This window comes from Azospirillum himalayense, assembly GCF_042657465.1.
In the GTDB taxonomy this organism is placed as follows: Bacteria; Pseudomonadota; Alphaproteobacteria; order Azospirillales; family Azospirillaceae; genus Azospirillum; species Azospirillum himalayense.
Genome location: NZ_JBHSLC010000081.1, coordinates 31,927 through 49,815, shown reverse-complemented (window position 1 = coordinate 49,815; position 17,889 = coordinate 31,927). Strand labels below are relative to the sequence as shown.

The window sequence follows — 17,889 nt, the reverse complement described above, 5'->3', positions numbered from 1 at the left end:
CGTCCGGCCGGTTCCCTCACTCCAACAGGAGGCGTGCCATGCTGTAGTCCGAGCGGGTAGCGCCCGCACCACCGATCCCATTTCCCAGGTCAGCAGGCGTGCGCGTTGCGTCTGCCGCGATCATCGCCGAAAGCACCCCGCCGGAGCGTCGCATCCGTGTCGGCACCAGCGGGGAACCAGCAAAGCCGGAAGGTCCACGAAGCAGGGGCGGCAGTCCCGCCAACAACCACAGCCACAGAGCCGGTGCACAGGCGCCGGGGATGGCGTGGTGCGGATCGGGCGGCCCCGGCTTCAATCCTGACCAGCAGCTATGGAATTCGTGTCGGGTCGCTTCATGGCGGCCCGGCCTTCAGCTCCCGTCGCCTCTTCGAAGGTTAGGAGACGGGGGCTACCGCGGGGTAGCAGCCCCGTTTCGCCGCGTGAGGTAAGCACGCACAGCCAGACCAGAGCCGGTTGACCCGGCCATCCCGTCATCGCCTGCAGAGCGACGGGGTATAGTCGCAGAGCTGTGTACGAATGTCACACGAAAGTAGTACCACAAATAGCAATGGCGCCCCTTGGCGCATCCGCATCGTTGCATATCGGCTCATGCCGGTATCGGAGATTCTCGACAATCCAAAGGCTTGGCGCAAGCATCCGGAGAAGCAGCGCAACGCGCTCCGGGCGGCCCTGGATCACGTCGGCTTGGTGAAGCCGCTGATTTTCAACGAGCGGACCAGCCGACTCGTTGACGGTGCGGCACGTCTCGATCTCGCCCGCCGCGATGGTCAGGAAATGCTGCCGGTCATCATCGTCGATCTCAGCGAGGAAGAGGAGGCCCTGGTCCTTGCGACCCTGGACCCGCTCTCGGAACTGGCGGAGGTCGACACCGAAGCGCTGCAGCGGCTGCTCCAGGAGGTGTCCGTCGATGACGTTACGCTGATGGAGCTGCTGACGGATATCGGCGCCGATGCTGGGATGGCGGCCCTGGATGACTTGGCGGGCGATGATCCTTCCTCGACGCCTGAGGATGGCGCCGGTCAGGATGGGAAGCCTCCCGAGGATTTCCCGTCCTATGGGGAGGACATCCCGACGCAGTTCTGCTGCCCGAAATGCGGCTACCGCTGGTCCGGAAAGCCGGATGCTGGTGGAGCCGATGGGGACCGTCATGCTGAGGGAGGCGTGGATGGCGGTCACCAGTAAGCCGCCCTACCGCGTCCCGAGCATGGAGGAGATCGCTGCGCTCCCCTGGAACGGCTTCACGGCCGCTTCGACGTTCAGTGGCGGCGGCGGCTCCTCGCTGGGTTACCGCATGGCCGGCTTCCGGGTGGCCTGGGCGTCGGAATTCATCGAGGCGGCGCGGGACACCTACCGGGCCAACGCCGCACCCTACACCGTCTTGGACCCGCGCGACATCCGTCAGGTCAAGCCCGAGGACATCCTGTCCGCGATCGGCATGAAGCCGGGGGAACTGGATCTGTTCGACGGCTCTCCGCCGTGCGCTTCCTTCTCGACGGCAGGGAAGCGGGAAAAGGGCTGGGGTCGGGCGAAGGCCTACAGCGACACCGTGCAGCGCACGGATGACCTCTTCTTCGAGTACATCCGTCTCCGAGACGGCATCCAGTCGAAAACCTTCGTCGCGGAAAACGTCTCCGGCTTGGTCAAGGGAACGGCCAAAGGCTATTTCCTGGAAATCCTGAAGGAGCTGAAGCGCGGCTACCGCGTCACGGCCAAGGTGCTCGACGGCCAATGGCTCGGCATTCCGCAGGCCCGCCAGCGGTTGATCTTCATCGGCGTCCGGGAGGATCTCGGCCTGGAGCCGGTCTTTCCACGACCGCTGCCGTTCCGCTACACGATCCGGGATGCCATCCCCTGGATCAACAGGGTGGTGCACGACACTAGCGGCGACCGCAGCCTGGGCGACGTCACCGACCGGCCGTCACCAACCATCACCGTCGGCGTCCGGAGCGTGAACAGCCTCCATTTTAAGGTCGAGGCGGAAGCGGATATTTCCCGGTTCGACATCGGGAAAAAATGGGACGAGCTTCAGCCAGGTGGGCAGCATCCGGAACGCTTCAATCTCGTGAAGGTCGATCCGGACCGGCCGTGTCCGACGATTCTCCAGACCGGCGGAAATCCGTCCGCCGCCTCCGTCGTCCATCCCTATGAGAAACGGAAATTCAGCATCGCGGAATTGAAGCGGATCTGCGGATTCCCGGATGACTTCGAGGTCGCTGGAACCTACCAGCAGCAATGGGAGCGGATGGGTCGAGCCGTTCCGCCGGTGATGATGATGCACATCGCCGCCGCGGTTCGTGACGGCGTCCTCCGGAAGCTGCCGAAGGGGAAGAGGAGGCCAGCGGAACGGGGCGCGTGAGCGCCCCGGCACCGGGGGAAGGTCAGGGGGACGGCAGGGAGAACGTCTGACCATCCTTCTTTATCTTCCCACTCTCCTCCAGCCGGCGGACGGCGCGGCGCATGACGCCCTTCTGCTGGGTCGGAGCGAGGGTGCGGAAATTCGCGTCTTCCGCCTTCCAGCGCTCCCGCATCGCTCCGATCTTGCAGGGACCCAGCGCCTTGAGCATGTCGAGGATGCGGCGATCCACGAGGTCTTGCCCCTCCTTGGTCTTCGGCGTCTCGCTGACCGTGACGCTGCCCTCAGCCGCGTCCGGCGCCGCGCTGTCAACGGGAGCGCCCTCAATGATGGTCGCTTCCGTCGCGGGCGTCGAGCCATCGCTGGAGACCCCGGTCTCCGGAGTGCTCTCGGTCCCCGTCTCCTGATCCGAACCGCAGTTCGGCATCGGAGGCGTTTCGATCCCGCAGGCCGTCATCGCCGCGTAGACATCGGACTGCATAAGTTGAAGTTGGGAAATCTTCCGGCCGACCCGCTCGACGCCAATGGCATGGCTCTCGAAGCGCTGGGTGGTGCCGGAGGTGATCTGATTGTAGAGGGCAACGAGTTCACGGGTGGAGAGCTTTGTCAGGTCGATCATCGCTTGGTTCCTTTCGGTGCAAATCCTCTTGATGATGCGACTTTGAGGTGTGTCCCGCTGCGCTGTACAGAGGAATGCAGCGGTCTCCGCTGAAAATCGCGAGCCTCCTGGAAATTGAGTTCGGACGTAGCAGCGTCCTTTGAAAACCGCGCGAGGTAAGCGCGCACGATCAAATCCGCTACGGAAAACGGATCGTGCCATGAGCCATCAACAACATGCCGGAGCATTCAGCGCCGGTTCACCGTCTCCTATCGACATTCCCCGGAACTGGACCTTTGAGAAGGCGGAGATTGCCGCCGCCTTTGATCGTCATGTCCGGGAACAGCTTCCCTGGTATGATCTCGCCACGGGGGCGATCGCGCACATCGCCCGCCACTACATCCCGACCGGCGGGCTGGTCTACGACATCGGGGCCAGCACCGGAAACATCGGACGAGCGCTTTCCGAAACGCTGAAGGACCGCAGAGCCCGGCTGGTCGCCATCGAGGCGGCTGCGGAAATGGTCGTCCGATATGACGGGCCTGGGGAAGTCATGCAGGCCGATGCCATGGCGTTCGATTTCGAGCCCTTCGACCTCGGTGTCTGCTTCCTCCTGCTGATGTTCCTGCCGGTGTCCCGCCGGGCTGCATTCGTCCAGAAACTGCGGCAGCGGATCAAGCCCGGAGGTGCCCTCATCGTTTTCGACAAGTGCGAGGCGGCGACAGGCTACCCCGCCACCGTGCTGTGGAGGCTGACGCTCGCCGGGAAGGTTTCCGCCGGCGTCGATCCTGCCGAGATCGTGGCGAAGGAACTCAGCCTCGGCGGCGTCCAGCGCCCGATCACCGCGGATATCGTGGGTGGTGACGCCATCGAATGGTTCCGGTTCGGGGAATTCGCCGGATGGCTCCTGGAGGGCGTCACAGCGGATCACGGTGCTGCGCCGGGGTAAGGGGAAAAGGGGCGGGGATCACACGACGATCACGCGGCGGCGAAATTCACAACGCACTGATATCGCTGAATTATGGGGCGATGAGGGTGGGGACCTGTCACAAGCGGTGTGATCGTGTGACCGCCGCAGTCATCACAGCAAGTCACAGGTGAGTCACATGGGGCGGGCCAAGCGTGAGGTACCGAAGGCCGCGGTGAAGAAGGCCTATGTCGAGGGCATCCTGTTGCCGGACGGCGGCCTCGTCTACCCGACCACGATCCAGCTCGCGGAGCAGTTCGGCGTCGCCCGGGAAACGGTGTCGCGCTGGATCAACCGCGAGCGTTGGGAGACGGATCGGGCCTTCCACCAGCAGCGGATGCAGGAGGCGACGGACGCCGAGAAGGCGCGCCAGCTTTCCAAGGCGCCGGGCCTGGACCAGCGCACCGCGGAACTGGCTGAGGAACTGAAGGAGCATGGCGTCGAGGTCCGCCCGGCTCCAGCGACACCCGCTGAGCCAGCGCCGGAGCGGGCCGCCTCGATGCCGGAACCGGATGAAGAGGTCCCGCAACCGGCGGTGCCCGAACCGCCTCCTGGTGAACCGGCCGCCACACAGCAGCCCGGACCGACCCCTGATTTCCGCACCCACGTCATCGTCGGGGAGCGGGCGAAGTTCGACACGACGAGCCTCACCCTGGCCAAGGCTCTCCAGGCGGAGGTCGCGGTGACGATCCAGCGGTCCCAGCGGTCACGGAAGCCGGCCGCCGGGAACAAGGAGGCGAACAAGGACGCGCAGCCGCTGGCGCCGAAGGAACTGCTGAGCCTCGCCGGCACGCTGGAGCGGGCGCAGCGCATCGGGCGGCTGGCGCTGGGCCAGACCACGGAGAACCAGGGACTCAGCTCGCCGGACGGAACACCGATGAAGGTTGAAGCGGAGATGAGCGTCGATGTCCGAAACTCCGGTTACGACAAGCTCCCTCCGGCTGAGCTTGCACGCCTCTATGCTGAGGCGCTTAGAGCTTGCCCAGCGGACGGCGCGGGACAGGAAGCTCCAGGTGCTCACAAAGGCGCACCTCGCTCATAACGTCGTCGATTTCGTCAACGATTGGTGCTGGACCTACGACCCTCGCGAGATCGGGAAGGACAAATCGCCCTTCATGCCGTTCGACCTGTTCCCGAAGCAGGTCGAGTTCCTGTGGTGGCTCCAGGAATGCGTCGAGAATGGGGATGAATGGCTCGTCGAGAAGTGCCGTGACGCCGGGGCGTCCTATCTGACGGTTGCGTTCTGCGTGCACCGCTGGCTGTTCCATGATGCCTTCAAGGCGACGTTCGGCAGCCGTGTCGAGGATGCCGTCGACAAGGCCGGCGACCCGGACTCGATCTTCGAAAAGGCCCGGATCATCCTGAAGCGGCTCCCGCTGTGGATGCTGCCGCCCGGCTTCGATGAGCGTCGGCACAGTCTGTACATGCGCCTGATCAACCCGGCAAACGGGAGCGTCATTAGCGGGCAGGGCGGCAAGAACATGGGCCGTGGCGGCCGCAGCTCCATCTACATCGTGGATGAGGGCGCCCACATCGATCAGGCCGAGAAGGTCGAGGCGGCCATTATCGGCAACGCCGACTGCCGTGGCTGGGTCTCCTCCGTCAACGGCATGGGCAACCTGTTCTATCGGAAGCGCCAGAACGACAGCGTGAAGGTCTTCACCTTCCGGCTGGAGGACGATCCCCGCAAGACGCCGGAGTGGATCGCACGCAAGAAGGCGTCCACCGATCCGGTGACCTGGGCGCAGGAATACGAATTGGATTACGGCGCCTCGGCGGAGGGTGTCTGCATCCCCGGCCCGTGGGTGCAGGCCGCCGTCAAGCTCGGGAAGCTGCTGGGCGACCGGCTGGAGCGCTGGACGTCCCCGACCGCGCCGGGCGTGGCCGGGATGGACGTCGGCGGCGGCGGCAAAGGCAAGACGGTGCTGGTGATCCGCAAGGGGCCGGTGGTCCGGGTGCCGAAATCCTGGAACACACCGGACAACATCACGACGACGCACGCCGCGCTCGACGAGACGCGACAGGCCGGCGCCGGGGTGATGAACTACGACCCCATCGGTGTCGGCAACACCGTCACCAGCACGCTGAAGCACGCCAACACGGACGGGCTGAAGGTCTACCCGATCAATGTCGGCGATTCGCCGAGCGACGCGGAGTGGCCGGACGGACGGAAGGCGAAGGAGATGTTCGCCAACCTGAAGGCGGAACTCTGGTGGACGGTCCGCTGTGCCTTCCAGCGCTCCTATGAGCTGCTGCTGTTCCTGGAAGGGCAGGAGGGCGGCTGCGACCACCCGCTGGAGGACATCATCGTCCTGCCGGACAGCAAGGAACTCACCGGCCAGCTTCCGGTCCCGAAGTGGCTGAAGAACGAGAAGGGCCGGATCGGCATCGAGTCCAAGCTGTCGCTGGCCCGGCGCGGCATCCCGTCGCCCGACTTCGCGGAAGCGCTGGTGCTGACCTATGCGCCGGAGCCGATCGAGGACTTCGTGATGCCGTCCATCACGCCCGTGTTCGGCGGCCGTGGCGCCGGCCTGCTGTCGTAACACCACCCCTCGCATCAGATAGAGCCTGCCGATGTCCGATGACCAGATCACCAAGGCCGCGGGCTCGAACGCGGGAAGCGGTTCCGGCCAGAGCCTGCTGACAGAGGTTGGCCGCGGCGGTCTCCGTCAGTGGGGCGGTTACATCTACGACGACGAAGATCCGCAGCTCCGCGGTCTCCAGGCCATCCGGAAATACCGGGAGATGACCAAGGACCCGACCATCGCGGCGATGCTGTTCGCGTTGACTGCGCTGTTCCGGTCGGTGTCCTGGCGCATCGAGGCGAGCGGCGACACGCCGGCGCACCGCGAAGCTCGGGACTTCGTGGATGGGGTGCTGTTCGAAGACATGGAGCACACCTGGGAGGACTTCGTCGCGGACGCCGTGACGATGTTCCCCTACGGATTCGCCCCATTCGAGATGGTGTATCGGAAGCGTACCGGAACGCCGAAGGGCGCGGACCCGCTGGCCGGCAGCCAGTACAAGGACGGCAAGATCGGGCTGCGGAAGATCGCGCTGCGCTCCCAGGACACCGTGCAGCGGTGGTGGTTCGATCCGGAATCCGACGGCCTGCTCGGCCTCTACCAGCTCGACCCGGTGCGCGGTCGAGAGGTGCAGATCCCCATGGAGCGCCTGGTGCTGATCCGCACCACCGCGAACCGCGGCAACCCGGAAGGCAAGTCGATCCTGGAGCCTGCGGTGCGGCCCTACACGGCGCTGCGCATGTTCGAGAACGCCGAGGCGTCCGTTGCCGTTCGGGCCGGCGGCATCGTGACGCTGGAGATCCCGGTCGGCGACTACAACGACCCGACCAAGCGGGCCTCCTGGGAGCAGCTTGCCAAGGAGATGGCGGACGACCGCGCCGGCTTCATCCTCCTGCCGACGATCGTCGATAAGGAAGGCAAGAAGGTCGACGCCTACAAGGTCGACTACACCGTGGCGGACGGGCGGCGCAGCGGCGACTTCTCCATCATCATCGGGCGAAAGAAGCAGGAGATGGCGTCGGTGGCGCTGGCGGATTTCATCCTCCTCGGCCACAACAACAAGGGCGCGCTGAACCTCTCCACCGACAAGACGAACCTGCTGCGTGAAGCGGTGATGAGCTATCTCCGCGGCATCGCGGCGCAGGTGAACCGGGTGGTAATCCCCAGGCTCTGGGCGGTCAACGGACTGCCGCGCGACACCATGCCGAAGGCGGTGCCGGGAGACCTCGACAAGGCGAACCTGCAGGTGCTCGGCACCTTCCTGACGGCCATGACCGGCGCCGGGATGGTGATGGACGACGCGCTGGAGGATGCCCTGCGGGCGGCGGCCAATCTGCCGCTGAAGCCGAAGGAGTTGGAGGGGCAGGGGGACGAGGGCGGTTCGGCGGTCAGCCGGCCCGGGAAGAGATCGGTGCCAACGCAGAGGCCGAAGAAGCCCGCCGAGGCCCCGGCCGATGACGATGGGTTGGTTGATGCGGCACCGGACGCTCCCACGGGCGGCAGGCCGTCACGGTCCGCCAGCACCAGGGCAGCCGTTAGCAAAGCGGCGCCGGAGGACATCGTCGCCCTCGCCGCGCTGGGGGCCGACGATCCGGTCTACCGCGAGGCGCTGGCGGTGCTGGCCGGTGGCGAGATCCCGGAGGGCGTCGAGAAGGCGGAAGGGGGCCTGCCCGGCGGCGGGCTAAGCCCTTTCGTCCTTGACGTTTTGAAGGCTTGGAATCCAGCACAACCACGTGATCATCTCGGCCGTTTCGCCCGGATGGCGGACCGAGGCAGTGGAGCCGGCGGCGGCCATGCGGGGAAAGCGAAACCCCTTTTCTTCGGAGCCCTGCCTGCTGACCTTCTGACGGCCCATTTCCATGGGAAGCGGCGGTTCTCCCCCGGTGGGGTCCAGATGAACCCGGCAGCCGTGCAGCACCATCTCGAAAAGCATCCCGAGGATAGCAAGAAGATGATTGCTGCGCTTCGCGGCGGACTCGCGAAACCAGCGCTCGTCAGTGACCCTGAGTCCGGAGAGAACGGCCTGAATGTGGCACTGTATTATCCGGTGCCGAACACAGATGGGGAAATGTTCGTGTTGCCCGTCAGTGTTGACAGGGATGGCGCGGGGTTCTATTGGGCGCGTTCCGGTTTCGTTACCCGAAAACACCAAGTTGAACAGCGGGTTAAGAAGGGGCGAATCCATTACATCGGAAAGCGGCCCAAGGACAAGCCGCTGAAATGAAAAGCCCCGCCGAAGCGGGGTCTTCATAGTCGCGGCTCGGGACCTCACGACACCGAGCATCTACTTCCCCACCGAGGCGGGTACATAAGCCACTCCGAAGAGTGGCGCGTGAGCCGAGGATTTTCCCACCACACGACAGGGTCAGGATAACGCGGAACGGCGACGGGAATCAAGCAGAAGGCGGCGCCATGCAGAGCCGACCGCGCAGAGCCGACCGCACCAGTCTTCGGTTACGCCGAACGTTCCCGCGCACGACCATTCGGAAATCCCGAAGGTCACGCCGCCTTGCGGACCCGCTCCACGGCGGAACCGACCGCAGCCCGGATCGCCAGCAGCTCGGCGAACAGGTCCAGGTAGGCGATGGCGTAGGCCGGCACCATCGCCGCGGCGGTCGCCCAGGAGGAGACGGTGGACGGCTGGATGCCCAGCGCGGCGGCCAGCTTCGCTTGGGAGAGGCCGGACGCCTTCAGCTTGCGGCGGAACTCCACAGCGGCGCGGCGCCGGGCTGGAGCATCAGCATCACGATCGCGCTTCGGTCGGGTGGCGGGCAGCTTCGGCATGGGTAGGATGGTATTCGGTTCCTCCGAAGGCCGGCACGGCGAAACATTCGGGAAATCGGAATTCCTGCCGGTGCGTTTCGGTGCGCCGGGAAATCGAATTCGGAGCGGCGGGCCGGTTGATGAAGCCACGCTCCAGGGATAGGGTTCCGGTGCTGCGGCGGCGCAAGCCGGTGACTCGATAGGGCGGTGATCCGGACCCGACCCAGGCCCCGAGCCGGCCCGCAGCACAGGTTTCGCCCATTGGGCTGACGGTTGTTGGATCGCTATAGGCTGGCAGGCGCCGCTGGCCTTGTGTGTGCCAACCGAGGGGTGGAGCGTCCTCGACAAAACGCACCGGTCATTCGCCAGCTTCGGCCCATCAGCCGCAGCCAGCGCGCAATCCGGGACGCCGCTCTCCCGGTCCCTGCCGACGGTCAGGGTCAGCACCGTAGACGCCCGGCAACGGGCTTACCGGCGATGCCTCCTGCCGAAGCTGGGGTCGTGGATCGCAGCCGACGTTACCGGCGCCGAGATGGCGAAGCTGCGCCGCTCCGGGAGCGCCTGGGGATGGAATGGAGATGCCGGGGTCGCGCCCCGGACGCGATTTGCCCTTCGGGGCCATGAATATCTTGGCGACGCGGAATGTCCTGGACCTCTTGCCGCGGGACCCGAGAGACGCCACGGCGGGAGGCTCGTATCCCGCCACCTATTCGCCCCTCTGGGGGCACAGGGTTCCAGGCGCTGTACGCCGAGAGGCGCAGACAGTCCTTACCCCGGTGGAAGGCCGGGCGCCTGGAGAGAGTTCGGTGTGGCGGCGGGGAAGGACCCGCGAGTTGGCGAGGGGAACCCGTTAGGGAACTCTCCGGTGAAAGGCCGGGGCTTTGGCGGTAGGAAAATACACGCCTCGCGATAACCGCAAGCCGGTATCAAGCCCGGCCCACACCGAGACAGTTGCGGCGCCCGCCGGCATAGCCATGGGGATAACCAAAGGTCACCGACAGGGTGGCTCGCCGCAAGCAGAAGGTCCTGCCGTGTGTAGGATTTACCACGGGGCCGCTCTCCTGATAAAGGAAGCGGCCCCAGCAGCTTCGCCCAGCGGGCAACGGCGTGTAGCGCAGTCTGGTCAGCGCGCCAGTTTTGGGTACTGGAGGCCGCGGGTTCGAATCCCGCCACACCGACCATACATATGTGCGAAAATGCGGCCCTGCCCCGTCATGGAACGGCGACGAGGCGCGGACGGGAGCAAATGTCCCTCTTCCGTCCGTGCGGAAACCGGGTGGTGAGCGCGGCCTGGAACCGCCACCTGGACCAGTCGAGGCGCCGCTGCTGAACCGAACTGTGACGGGGCAGGCACGGCTTTCGTTCCCAGGGTAGGAACGGCGAGGACGGCAGAACAGCCGAAACCGGCCAAAACGACCCACTAGATGTAGCGTAGGAATGGGGGTGTCGCGGTGACCCTGCGGGAAGCCGTTGGAAAACCTCGTTCCGGTATTTTTCATAATGGGACTTATGGGATTTTAACCGGACTCTTCTCCGGTTCCCTCCTGACCAAAGTCTCCCACCCGAATCCTTCTGCTATCCAACGAAAGGGCGTCCGTCTGGGGCGCCCTTCCGCATTCCAGGAACCTGCCGATGCCGCTCCCCCAAAGCTACCTGGAGGACATCGCCGCGCGCCTGGAGCCGGGCATGCGCGAGGCGTTCCTGCAGGCTGTGCGTGCGCTCCGGGCCCAGGCTGACCCGGCCCACATCGCGGGGCTGCTGGAGAATGGCGACGTCGACGGGGTGCTCGACGCGATCGGGCTGAACGATCCGGCTTGGCTGAACAGCTTCCGCGCCGCCATGGCCGAAGGGTTTGTTGCCGGTGGCCAGGAGACCCACGCCGGGGTCCGCGACCTCATCATCGACGCCATCTCCCAGGACATCCTGCCGCCCGGCTCCGACGCGCGACTCCTCGCCACTTTCGGCATCCGGAACCTGCCGGCGGAGAAGGCCCTGCGCGACTACGACATGGGGCTGATCCGGGAGATCAACGACAACACCCGCGACGGGGTGCGGACGTTCCTCGAGGATGGAATGGAGGCCGGGCGCAACCCGGTGCAGTCCGCCCTCGACCTCTGCGGCCGCATCGGGGAGAGCGGGGAGCGGGAAGGCGGCATCCTCGGCCTGACCGAGACCCAAGCCCGCAGCGTCCAGCGGGCGCGGGACGAGCTGGCGTCAACCGATGCCCCTACCCTGCGCCGCTATCTCGGGCGTGAACTCCGTGACCGCCGGTACGACGCCGCGGTGCTGCGGGCTATCCGGTCGGGCGAACCGATTCCGGAAGCAATCCAGGAGAAGGCCGGAACCGCCTACAGCAACCGGTACCTGCGCTACCGGGCAGAGGTGGTGAGCCGCACGGAAAGTCTCCGCAGCGCCAGTGTCGGCCAGCACGCCGCCCTGCTGAACGCCGTGGCGACGGGCGCCCTGCCCTACGATAGCATCCGCCGGTTCTGGATGGACACCGACGATGAGCGGACCCGGATCTGGCACAAGGAAATCCCGGACCTGAACCCTGATGGTGTGGGTTTGGAAGAACCCTTCGCGACGCCGCTGGGACCGCTGCTCTACCCGCGTGACCCGGAGGGGGAAGCGGAGAACATCATTCAATGCCGGTGCTGGATGCAGATCCGGCTCACAGGCTCAGGGAACCGGTGGCTGGACATGCTGGCCTTTCCGGTTCCCGGCTGACCCGGCGATTAGACCTTCAGGCCGCCGGCATCCCGCCCGCGGCCATTTCTCTGCCCTGAAGGAGGGGCGCTCCATGAACATCCGTGCCAAGTTCCGCTGCTACGGCGTCACCGAGACGCGTGACGACGCCACGAAGGACAAGGTGTCCGAGATGGTCAATCTCCAAGCCGTTCATTCCGACGACCCGACCAGCGAGAACGCCAAGTGGTCGAAGGCGACGCCGGCCGGCAGCATGATCATGACCATCAGCAACCCGGAGGCGTTTGGGGCATTCGAGCCCGGCAAGGATTACTTCCTCGACTCCACGCCGGTCACCTGATCACCCAACATCGGGCCACGCCGCCCTGGTCACCGGGGCGGCGCCTTTCCTTTTCCCACTACCGCGATCCCAATCCGCAGCAGTTCCGCCACCCGGTAGAGCGCCTCACCGCCCGCCTGAAGCGCGGTGCGGGCACGTTGGTTTTCGCACCGGGCGGCGTCGGCGGATAGCTCGTCCGCGAGCCGCACCAGGCGCTCGTGCGCGTCATCATCAGAGAGCGGGGCGTCGTCCATCAGGCCCCGACCGTAACACGGCGCCTTCTCGGCGCCACGTCCAATCCGGCCTACCAATTTTCGACATTCCTTCCTGAATTCCCTGGCTCCCGCCGATGGCTTGGCGGCAAGCAGCGTGATATGCGGTTTCCCCCTTCTCCAGGGCGGTGCCGGTGTCGCGTGTGCGATTCCCCGAACGCGCTGCCGGGTGAGCCAGCCGGCACCGCCTTGGAGATCCTGAGAAATGAAGCACGAACTGACGACCGTGGAGTTCCACGGCGCAACCCTGATCGCTGTCCGCGGCGAGACCCCGGCAGAGACGCTGGTGGCAATGAAGCCCGTTGTCGAAGGCATGGGGCTGGATTGGGAGGAGCAGCGCCGAAAGCTGCACCGTCATCCGGTCCTGGCATCTGCCCTCACGTTTGCCACGGTCCAGATGCCAGGGGACGGCCAGCGCCGTGAATGGGCGTTCCTGCCGCTCACCCGCGTGAACTTTTGGCTTGCCACCGTTCAGCCGGGTCGCGTTACGAATCCCGCCACCAAGGCCAAGGTCATCGAATACCAGACCGAATGCGCCGACGTGCTGTTCACGCACTTCTTCGGCAAGGCGGCCGGCGTTCCGGTGTCCCTTACCCAGAAGCTGGTGTTGGTCCGTGAAGCCCGACTCTCCGGCTTCAGCAAGGCGGAACTCCAGGAGATGTGGATCGACCTCGGTCTTCCAGCGACGGAAGGCATGAAGGCCCGCGTCTTGCGCCGTCAGCCCGACCTGTTCGGCAGTCGCCCGCACGGACAGGCGTAACTGTACCGCCTTTTTCGCTCTTTCTCCTTACCGACATGAGGCTTTCAGCCATGACCGACACGCCCACCGCGGCGCGGACGCTTCCGCGCGTCTTCACCATCACCGGCCCCGCCGGCACGCACGCCCTGTCCTCCACCCTGATCCACATCTGCAACGGTCTGGTGCACGACGGCGGGAGCCCAGCGTTTATCCTCGACCACGCTGAAATGCCCAATGCGATTCAGCGGCTCGGCCTGCTGGTGTCGGATCGCGTCACATTCCTCGCCGGTTATGCGGCTGAACACCTGTTGACCGAAACCGAACTCACCTTCGACGCACTGCTGATCGGCAACGCCGAGCGCCTGACCACGGACCAGTTCGACGCCCTCCTGTCCTGGGCGACGGAGCGCGGCGCCTCGCGCGTCTTCGCCGTCAACCCTCCGGCGGCGCGCACAGGGGAGTCCACCTATGGCGACACGATTCACGATCTGCTGGGCCTGCTCGACCCCGCCGACCCGGAGCGCTACTCCGCGGTCATGCGGGAGATCGGCGCCGTCGCGCTGAAGGCCGCCGGCGAGCCGGAGGACCGGAACGTCACCATGACGCTGAAGCTGGACTTCGAGCCCCGGAGCATGCTGCAGGCCGTCGCGAAGAGCCTGTTCGGCGACGACGTGCCGGCGCCCGGCGAGGACGTGACCACCGAGGAGATGATCGAGGCCATCGCCTTCCATCTGCGGCTGAAAGCCACGCAGATTCCGGCGGAGCTGGCCGCTGGGCTTGCCATGGAGCCGCTGACCGGGCTGGACGGCCAGCCGGTGGAGGTGAAGCCGCTCAGCTTCTGGACCGCGCTGCGCCCGGCGCGCATCGAGGGCGCCGACCTGGATGCCACGGTGGCGGGGCTGGAACGGGGCTGGGCGACCGGCGAAACGGCGGCGCTGGCGGGCGGGCCGGATGTGGAGATCCACGTCGCGGCGCTGGCGGATGGTCGTTTCCATCTCGCGTTGGGCCGGCACTCGCAGTTCGGCCATATCGACAGCATCATGAGCGCCGCTGAGGCGATGTTGGCCGATCCGCGGGGCGGCCGTTTCCCGGAGCCAAGGGCCGATCACCTGTTCGATGGCTCGCGGATGCTGCGCTACGTCACCCTCCGCCGCACCGGCACCAGCTACACCGCCATCACCAACATGAGTGCGAACCGCACGCGCTCCGGCCTTCTTCCCACCACCATGGCCGAGGCACTGGCATTCGCCCGCGAATACCTGACCACCGGGCAGATTTCCGGGGATGAGGCGGTGTTCCCGGATGGCGCTGCCACTGGCACCGACACGGACCTCGCCCTGACGCTCCGCCGGGAGCCCAACGGCGTCACCACCGCCGTCTGAACCAGGAGCCCGGCACCATGCCCTTGATCGTTGAAGACGGCACCCTCCCTGCCGGCGCCAACGCCGCCGTGTCGGTGGTGGAGGTGGACCAGTTCGCCGCGGACAACCCGCTGACGGAGGGCGTTGCCGCATGGGTCCTCGCCGCCACGGGCACGAAGGAGGCCAGCATCCGCACGGCGACCCGGTACCTCGCCGGTCTGCCGTTCAAGGGCGCGGCGCGGGGGCGGCTCCCGTTCCCCCGCACCGGCTGCGCCGAAACCGGCGGCCCGACCATCGGTGATTCCGAGATCCCGTGGCGGTACCAGGAAGCAGCTTGCATGCTGGCGCTGAAGGCGCAGGCCGGTCCCCTGTTGGAAGACAGCGACACCGGCATCCGCTCAGTGAAGGCCGGGCCGGTGTCCGTGGAGTTCGAGCCGGGCCAGACGCTGACCACCAGCTACACCGAGGCGGAGGCGCTGCTGGCGCCGCTGCTGCGCGCCGACAACGCGCTCGACGTCGCGCCGATCTTCATCCCCTCCGCCAAGCCCCCCGCCGTCTGAGGGAACCAACCCCATGCCCGCTCCGCTCTCCTTCCTCGATGCCCTGAAGGCGCAGGCGGAAGGCTCTGCCGCTCCTGTGACCACCACGGCAAATACCCCGCTCACCTTCGGCAAGGCCCTGGCACAGACTGTTGAAAAGGGCCACTTCCGCCACGCCGATGGCAAGTTCCGCGTCGGTACCCCCGTCGCGCTGGCGGACCTGGAAGACATCGCCGCCGATGTGCCGGACGACGATGCCGGGCTGCTCGATGCCGTCGCGAAGTTCCAGGCCGGCGAGGTGCCGCCCCCGATCGACATCGCTGTGGACCCGGAAGGAAACCGGGCGTTGGTCCGCGGTAAGAAGCGGCTGGCTGCGGCGCGCAAGACCGGGCAGACCTCGATTCCGGTTCGGTTCACGCAGGTGAAGGAGGTGTTCGGGAAGGCGGCCAGCGGCGCCGCACAGGACGCGCCGGTCCCGGCCCGCACGCTCCAGCCCATCGACGACAAGACCAGCTATCCGCCCTTCCCTTACGACCAGACGGTGTTCGCCCGGCTCCGCCCCGATCAGGTGCCGCGCTTCCTCGGCGTCCTGACCGACCGGGAGCGCTGGCCGCTCCAGCCCGTGAAGCTAGACCAGCTCCTCGCCATGCAAAACCGGGTGGACACCGGGAAGGTGATGGCGAAGGTGGAGAACGGCGGTGGTGGCCACGAGCCCATCGTGGTCATGTTGGAGCCCGGTCGGCTGCACATCGCGGACGGGCATCATGACCTCGCCGCCGCGTGGCTGCGCGGAGAGGTCGAGAAGGCGGTTCGCTTCGCCGACCTGACGCCGGTCACCAACGTGCTGAAGGCGGACTTGCCGGTGGCGCCCGGCACGCTGGTCAAGGTGAAGGAGGAGCACCGGGCCGACAACTGGTTCTTGGAACAGGTCGGTGATGCACTGGGCGAAGTCATCGCCTCCTGGATCGTTCAGGAGGGCGAGAACACCGGGAAGGTCGCGCTGGCTGTCGAGTGGCTGACGCCGAGCATCTGCGGCATGTACCGGGGCCTGGATGCGGCGAAGGTGGAGGTGGTGACCACGCCCACGTCGGATATCACCAAGGCCGCCGCCACGATCCCCGCGGTCGGCGACCTGATCGACTTCGATGATGACCGCTTCACCGACAAGGGGCCGGCATCCGGCACAGTCGCCTTCGTGGTGCCGAAGAGCAAGACCATCATCGTGAACTTCGGAGACGGCTACCCGGAGGACCTGGAGACGATCTACTGGCCCGCCGTCACCAAGAAGGCCAAGGCGGAGCGCCGGACAAAACCCAGCGGCAAGGTGGTCTGGTCCGTCCATGGCAAGCCGGATGACCAGCAGGAACAGCCCGGCGCCGACGGCGTGTCGAAGGGGGCCGGCGCGGGCACCGCTGACCGGTTCATCCTGTCGGCCAACATCTGCAAGGTCGATGACGACCAGCGCCTCGTCTTCGGCTGGTTCAGCATCGTGGAGATCGACGGCCAGCCGGTCACCGACCGGGAGGGCGACCGCATCGCGCCGGACGAGTTGGAGCCCGCCGCCTATGGGCACGTTCTGAACGCCCGCGTCGCCTCCGACACCCACGTCCTGATCGGCGTCGGCAAGCTCGTGGAGTCCTGCGTCTTCACGCTGGAGAAGCAGCAGGCGATGGTGGCCAGCCTGATCGCCATGGGAATCCCCGCCGTGATGGACCTCCACTGCGTCGGCTGGTGGGGCGGCTATTACATCACCGACGACAAGGTGTGGGCCGAGATCAAGGCCGGGAATTACGTCTCCTTCAGCATCGGCGGCACCGGCACCAGGACGCCCGCCGCGGGCTGATCCGCTCCGCATCACCGCTCCACCGACAGGCCGCCGGGCACCCCGCCCGAGCGGCCTTTCTGCGTTCCGCCTCCCCTGCCCTTCTCCCCAATGAGGCTAGCCCATGCCGGACAAGCCCGTCGCCAACCTCTCGAACATGACCATCGGCGAAGTCGCTGTCTGTCGGCGCGGGATGAACCCCGGCGCCACGGTCGCCCTCCACAAGGCGGACACCGGCGCCGGTCCGCCCTCCCCCTCCCCATCCACCACCAGCGAGGCCAACCCCATGAGCACCCCCGCCCCAGGTGGGGCGTCGCCCGGTAGCACGGGCGATCCCGTCAACAAGGCCGGCACGCCGCCCGCCTTCACCACCTGCCCCGACTGCACCACCAAAGACGCCTGCACCAAGTCCGGGTCCTGCGCGTCCCAGAAGCCGCCCGTCGCGAAGGCTGCGCCGCTCGCCATCCCCCAGACCGTGCCCGTCGCCGATCCGCTGGCGAAGTCGGTCACCGACATCATGGCCGACCTGTTCAAGGGCGTCGCCAATCCGCCGGTCGGGCTCTATGCCGGCATCGCCAAGGCCGTCGCAGACGCCAAGTCCATCGGCGCCACGGAGGTCAAGAAGGCTACCGACGCCTTCGCCGCCGGCGCCGGCGCCCTGGCGAAGTCCGATGAAGACGACGCCAAGACCTTCGGTCAGGTGCTGCCCGCCGAACTCGCCATGCAGGACTGGTGGCGTTTCAACGACGCCCTCTACACCGCCCTGCGCTCCATCCTCGAATCGTCCGAGCCCGACGACACGAAGCTCCAGATGGTCGTGACCAGCCTGGAGGAGTTCAAGAACGCCATCGCCCGGCGCATGGCCGCTGCCATCGCCGCCGCGAACGCCGCCACCAACGCCCTGCTGAAGACCGGCCCGACCGGC

Annotated in this window: 16 protein-coding genes and 1 tRNA gene; 14 read left to right on the top strand and 3 right to left on the bottom strand. The window is 66.5% G+C overall.

The genetic code is table 11. From position 1 onward, the window contains the following. Positions 1 to 588: 588 nt before the first annotated feature. On the top strand, positions 589 to 1,182 hold the full coding sequence (locus tag ACFPMG_RS24155) for a ParB N-terminal domain-containing protein (protein ID WP_376997775.1): 594 nt from the start codon (positions 589 to 591) through the stop codon (positions 1,180 to 1,182). Beyond that, entirely contained in the window at positions 1,166 to 2,356 is a 1,191-nt protein-coding gene (locus ACFPMG_RS24150; RefSeq protein ID WP_376997774.1) for a DNA cytosine methyltransferase, read from the top strand. Before ACFPMG_RS24155 ends, ACFPMG_RS24150 begins: the two co-directional genes overlap by 17 nt. Positions 2,357 to 2,378: 22 nt before the next feature. Here ACFPMG_RS24150 and ACFPMG_RS24145 read toward each other — a convergent pair whose 3' ends face one another. Beyond that, on the bottom strand, positions 2,379 to 2,972 hold the full coding sequence (locus tag ACFPMG_RS24145; RefSeq protein ID WP_376997773.1) for a hypothetical protein: 594 nt from the start codon (positions 2,970 to 2,972) through the stop codon (positions 2,379 to 2,381). A gap of 199 nt (positions 2,973 to 3,171) precedes the next feature. Here ACFPMG_RS24145 and ACFPMG_RS24140 point away from each other — a divergent pair, with 199 nt between their 5' ends. The 4 genes from ACFPMG_RS24140 to ACFPMG_RS24125 all read left to right on the top strand — a co-directional run bounded on the left by ACFPMG_RS24140 (position 3,172) and on the right by ACFPMG_RS24125 (position 8,667). Further along, on the top strand, positions 3,172 to 3,900 hold the full coding sequence (locus ACFPMG_RS24140; protein ID WP_376997772.1) for a class I SAM-dependent methyltransferase: 729 nt from the start codon (positions 3,172 to 3,174) through the stop codon (positions 3,898 to 3,900). A gap of 157 nt (positions 3,901 to 4,057) precedes the next feature. After that, positions 4,058 to 4,960, top strand: coding sequence for a MerR family transcriptional regulator (locus tag ACFPMG_RS24135; protein ID WP_376997770.1), 903 nt, complete (start codon positions 4,058 to 4,060; stop codon positions 4,958 to 4,960). Continuing rightward, the gene (locus ACFPMG_RS24130) at positions 4,932 to 6,461 is read left to right on the top strand and encodes a hypothetical protein (protein ID WP_376997768.1); all 1,530 of its coding nucleotides are present in this window, start codon (positions 4,932 to 4,934) and stop codon (positions 6,459 to 6,461) included. The genes ACFPMG_RS24135 and ACFPMG_RS24130 overlap by 29 nt, the downstream gene beginning before the upstream one ends. Positions 6,462 to 6,492: 31 nt before the next feature. Then, the gene (locus ACFPMG_RS24125; protein WP_376997767.1) at positions 6,493 to 8,667 is read left to right on the top strand and encodes a phage portal protein family protein; all 2,175 of its coding nucleotides are present in this window, start codon (positions 6,493 to 6,495) and stop codon (positions 8,665 to 8,667) included. A 275-nt stretch (positions 8,668 to 8,942) separates the two neighbouring features. On the opposite strand, the gene ACFPMG_RS24120 is transcribed toward ACFPMG_RS24125, so the two are convergent. Continuing rightward, complete coding sequence (locus tag ACFPMG_RS24120; RefSeq protein ID WP_376997766.1) at positions 8,943 to 9,227, bottom strand: helix-turn-helix domain-containing protein; 285 nt, start codon at positions 9,225 to 9,227, stop codon at positions 8,943 to 8,945. 1,082 nt (positions 9,228 to 10,309) lie between these two features. On the opposite strand from ACFPMG_RS24120, the gene ACFPMG_RS24115 reads away from it, so the two are divergent. From ACFPMG_RS24115 to ACFPMG_RS24105, 3 genes are all read left to right on the top strand, one after another. Then, a tRNA-Pro gene (locus ACFPMG_RS24115) sits at positions 10,310 to 10,387 on the top strand. Between the two features lie 451 nt (positions 10,388 to 10,838). Then, on the top strand, positions 10,839 to 11,933 hold the full coding sequence (locus ACFPMG_RS24110) for a hypothetical protein (RefSeq protein WP_376997765.1): 1,095 nt from the start codon (positions 10,839 to 10,841) through the stop codon (positions 11,931 to 11,933). A gap of 73 nt (positions 11,934 to 12,006) precedes the next feature. Continuing rightward, positions 12,007 to 12,252, top strand: a complete 246-nt coding sequence (locus ACFPMG_RS24105; protein WP_376997764.1) for a hypothetical protein — start codon at positions 12,007 to 12,009, stop codon at positions 12,250 to 12,252. A 29-nt stretch (positions 12,253 to 12,281) separates the two neighbouring features. Here ACFPMG_RS24105 and ACFPMG_RS24100 read toward each other — a convergent pair whose 3' ends face one another. After that, positions 12,282 to 12,485 (bottom strand): hypothetical protein, encoded by a 204-nt coding sequence (locus ACFPMG_RS24100; RefSeq protein ID WP_376997763.1) that lies wholly within the window; start codon positions 12,483 to 12,485, stop codon positions 12,282 to 12,284. Positions 12,486 to 12,708: 223 nt separating this feature from the next. On the opposite strand from ACFPMG_RS24100, the gene ACFPMG_RS24095 reads away from it, so the two are divergent. The 5 genes from ACFPMG_RS24095 to ACFPMG_RS24075 all read left to right on the top strand — a co-directional run. Then, positions 12,709 to 13,263, top strand: a complete 555-nt coding sequence (locus tag ACFPMG_RS24095) for a phage antirepressor N-terminal domain-containing protein (RefSeq protein ID WP_376997762.1) — start codon at positions 12,709 to 12,711, stop codon at positions 13,261 to 13,263. A 50-nt stretch (positions 13,264 to 13,313) separates the two neighbouring features. Then, complete coding sequence (locus ACFPMG_RS24090; RefSeq protein WP_376997761.1) at positions 13,314 to 14,624, top strand: hypothetical protein; 1,311 nt, start codon at positions 13,314 to 13,316, stop codon at positions 14,622 to 14,624. A 17-nt stretch (positions 14,625 to 14,641) separates the two neighbouring features. Further along, positions 14,642 to 15,163 carry a DnaT-like ssDNA-binding protein gene (locus tag ACFPMG_RS24085; RefSeq protein WP_376997760.1) on the top strand — a complete coding sequence of 174 codons (522 nt, stop codon included), beginning with the start codon at positions 14,642 to 14,644 and terminating at the stop codon, positions 15,161 to 15,163. A gap of 13 nt (positions 15,164 to 15,176) precedes the next feature. Next, positions 15,177 to 16,985, top strand: a complete 1,809-nt coding sequence (locus ACFPMG_RS24080) for an XkdF-like putative serine protease domain-containing protein (protein WP_376997758.1) — start codon at positions 15,177 to 15,179, stop codon at positions 16,983 to 16,985. A 103-nt stretch (positions 16,986 to 17,088) separates the two neighbouring features. Further along, the coding region (locus ACFPMG_RS24075) for a hypothetical protein (RefSeq protein ID WP_376997757.1) at positions 17,089 to 17,889 on the top strand (801 nt) is incomplete at its 3' end.

Bases quoted from the DNA above. Each gene is read 5' to 3' on its own strand.
- ACFPMG_RS24155 (WP_376997775.1), top strand. From the start codon at position 589: ATGCCGGTATCGGAGATTCTCGACAATCCAAAGGCTTGGCGCAAGCAT.
- ACFPMG_RS24150 (WP_376997774.1), top strand. From the start codon at position 1,166: ATGGCGGTCACCAGTAAGCCGCCCTACCGCGTCCCGAGCATGGAGGAG.
- ACFPMG_RS24145 (WP_376997773.1), bottom strand. From the start codon at position 2,972: ATGATCGACCTGACAAAGCTCTCCACCCGTGAACTCGTTGCCCTCTAC.
- ACFPMG_RS24140 (WP_376997772.1), top strand. From the start codon at position 3,172: ATGAGCCATCAACAACATGCCGGAGCATTCAGCGCCGGTTCACCGTCT.
- ACFPMG_RS24135 (WP_376997770.1), top strand. From the start codon at position 4,058: ATGGGGCGGGCCAAGCGTGAGGTACCGAAGGCCGCGGTGAAGAAGGCC.
- ACFPMG_RS24125 (WP_376997767.1), top strand. From the start codon at position 6,493: ATGTCCGATGACCAGATCACCAAGGCCGCGGGCTCGAACGCGGGAAGC.
- ACFPMG_RS24120 (WP_376997766.1), bottom strand. From the start codon at position 9,227: ATGCCGAAGCTGCCCGCCACCCGACCGAAGCGCGATCGTGATGCTGAT.
- ACFPMG_RS24110 (WP_376997765.1), top strand. From the start codon at position 10,839: ATGCCGCTCCCCCAAAGCTACCTGGAGGACATCGCCGCGCGCCTGGAG.
- ACFPMG_RS24105 (WP_376997764.1), top strand. From the start codon at position 12,007: ATGAACATCCGTGCCAAGTTCCGCTGCTACGGCGTCACCGAGACGCGT.
- ACFPMG_RS24100 (WP_376997763.1), bottom strand. From the start codon at position 12,485: ATGGACGACGCCCCGCTCTCTGATGATGACGCGCACGAGCGCCTGGTG.
- ACFPMG_RS24095 (WP_376997762.1), top strand. From the start codon at position 12,709: ATGAAGCACGAACTGACGACCGTGGAGTTCCACGGCGCAACCCTGATC.
- ACFPMG_RS24090 (WP_376997761.1), top strand. From the start codon at position 13,314: ATGACCGACACGCCCACCGCGGCGCGGACGCTTCCGCGCGTCTTCACC.
- ACFPMG_RS24085 (WP_376997760.1), top strand. From the start codon at position 14,642: ATGCCCTTGATCGTTGAAGACGGCACCCTCCCTGCCGGCGCCAACGCC.
- ACFPMG_RS24080 (WP_376997758.1), top strand. From the start codon at position 15,177: ATGCCCGCTCCGCTCTCCTTCCTCGATGCCCTGAAGGCGCAGGCGGAA.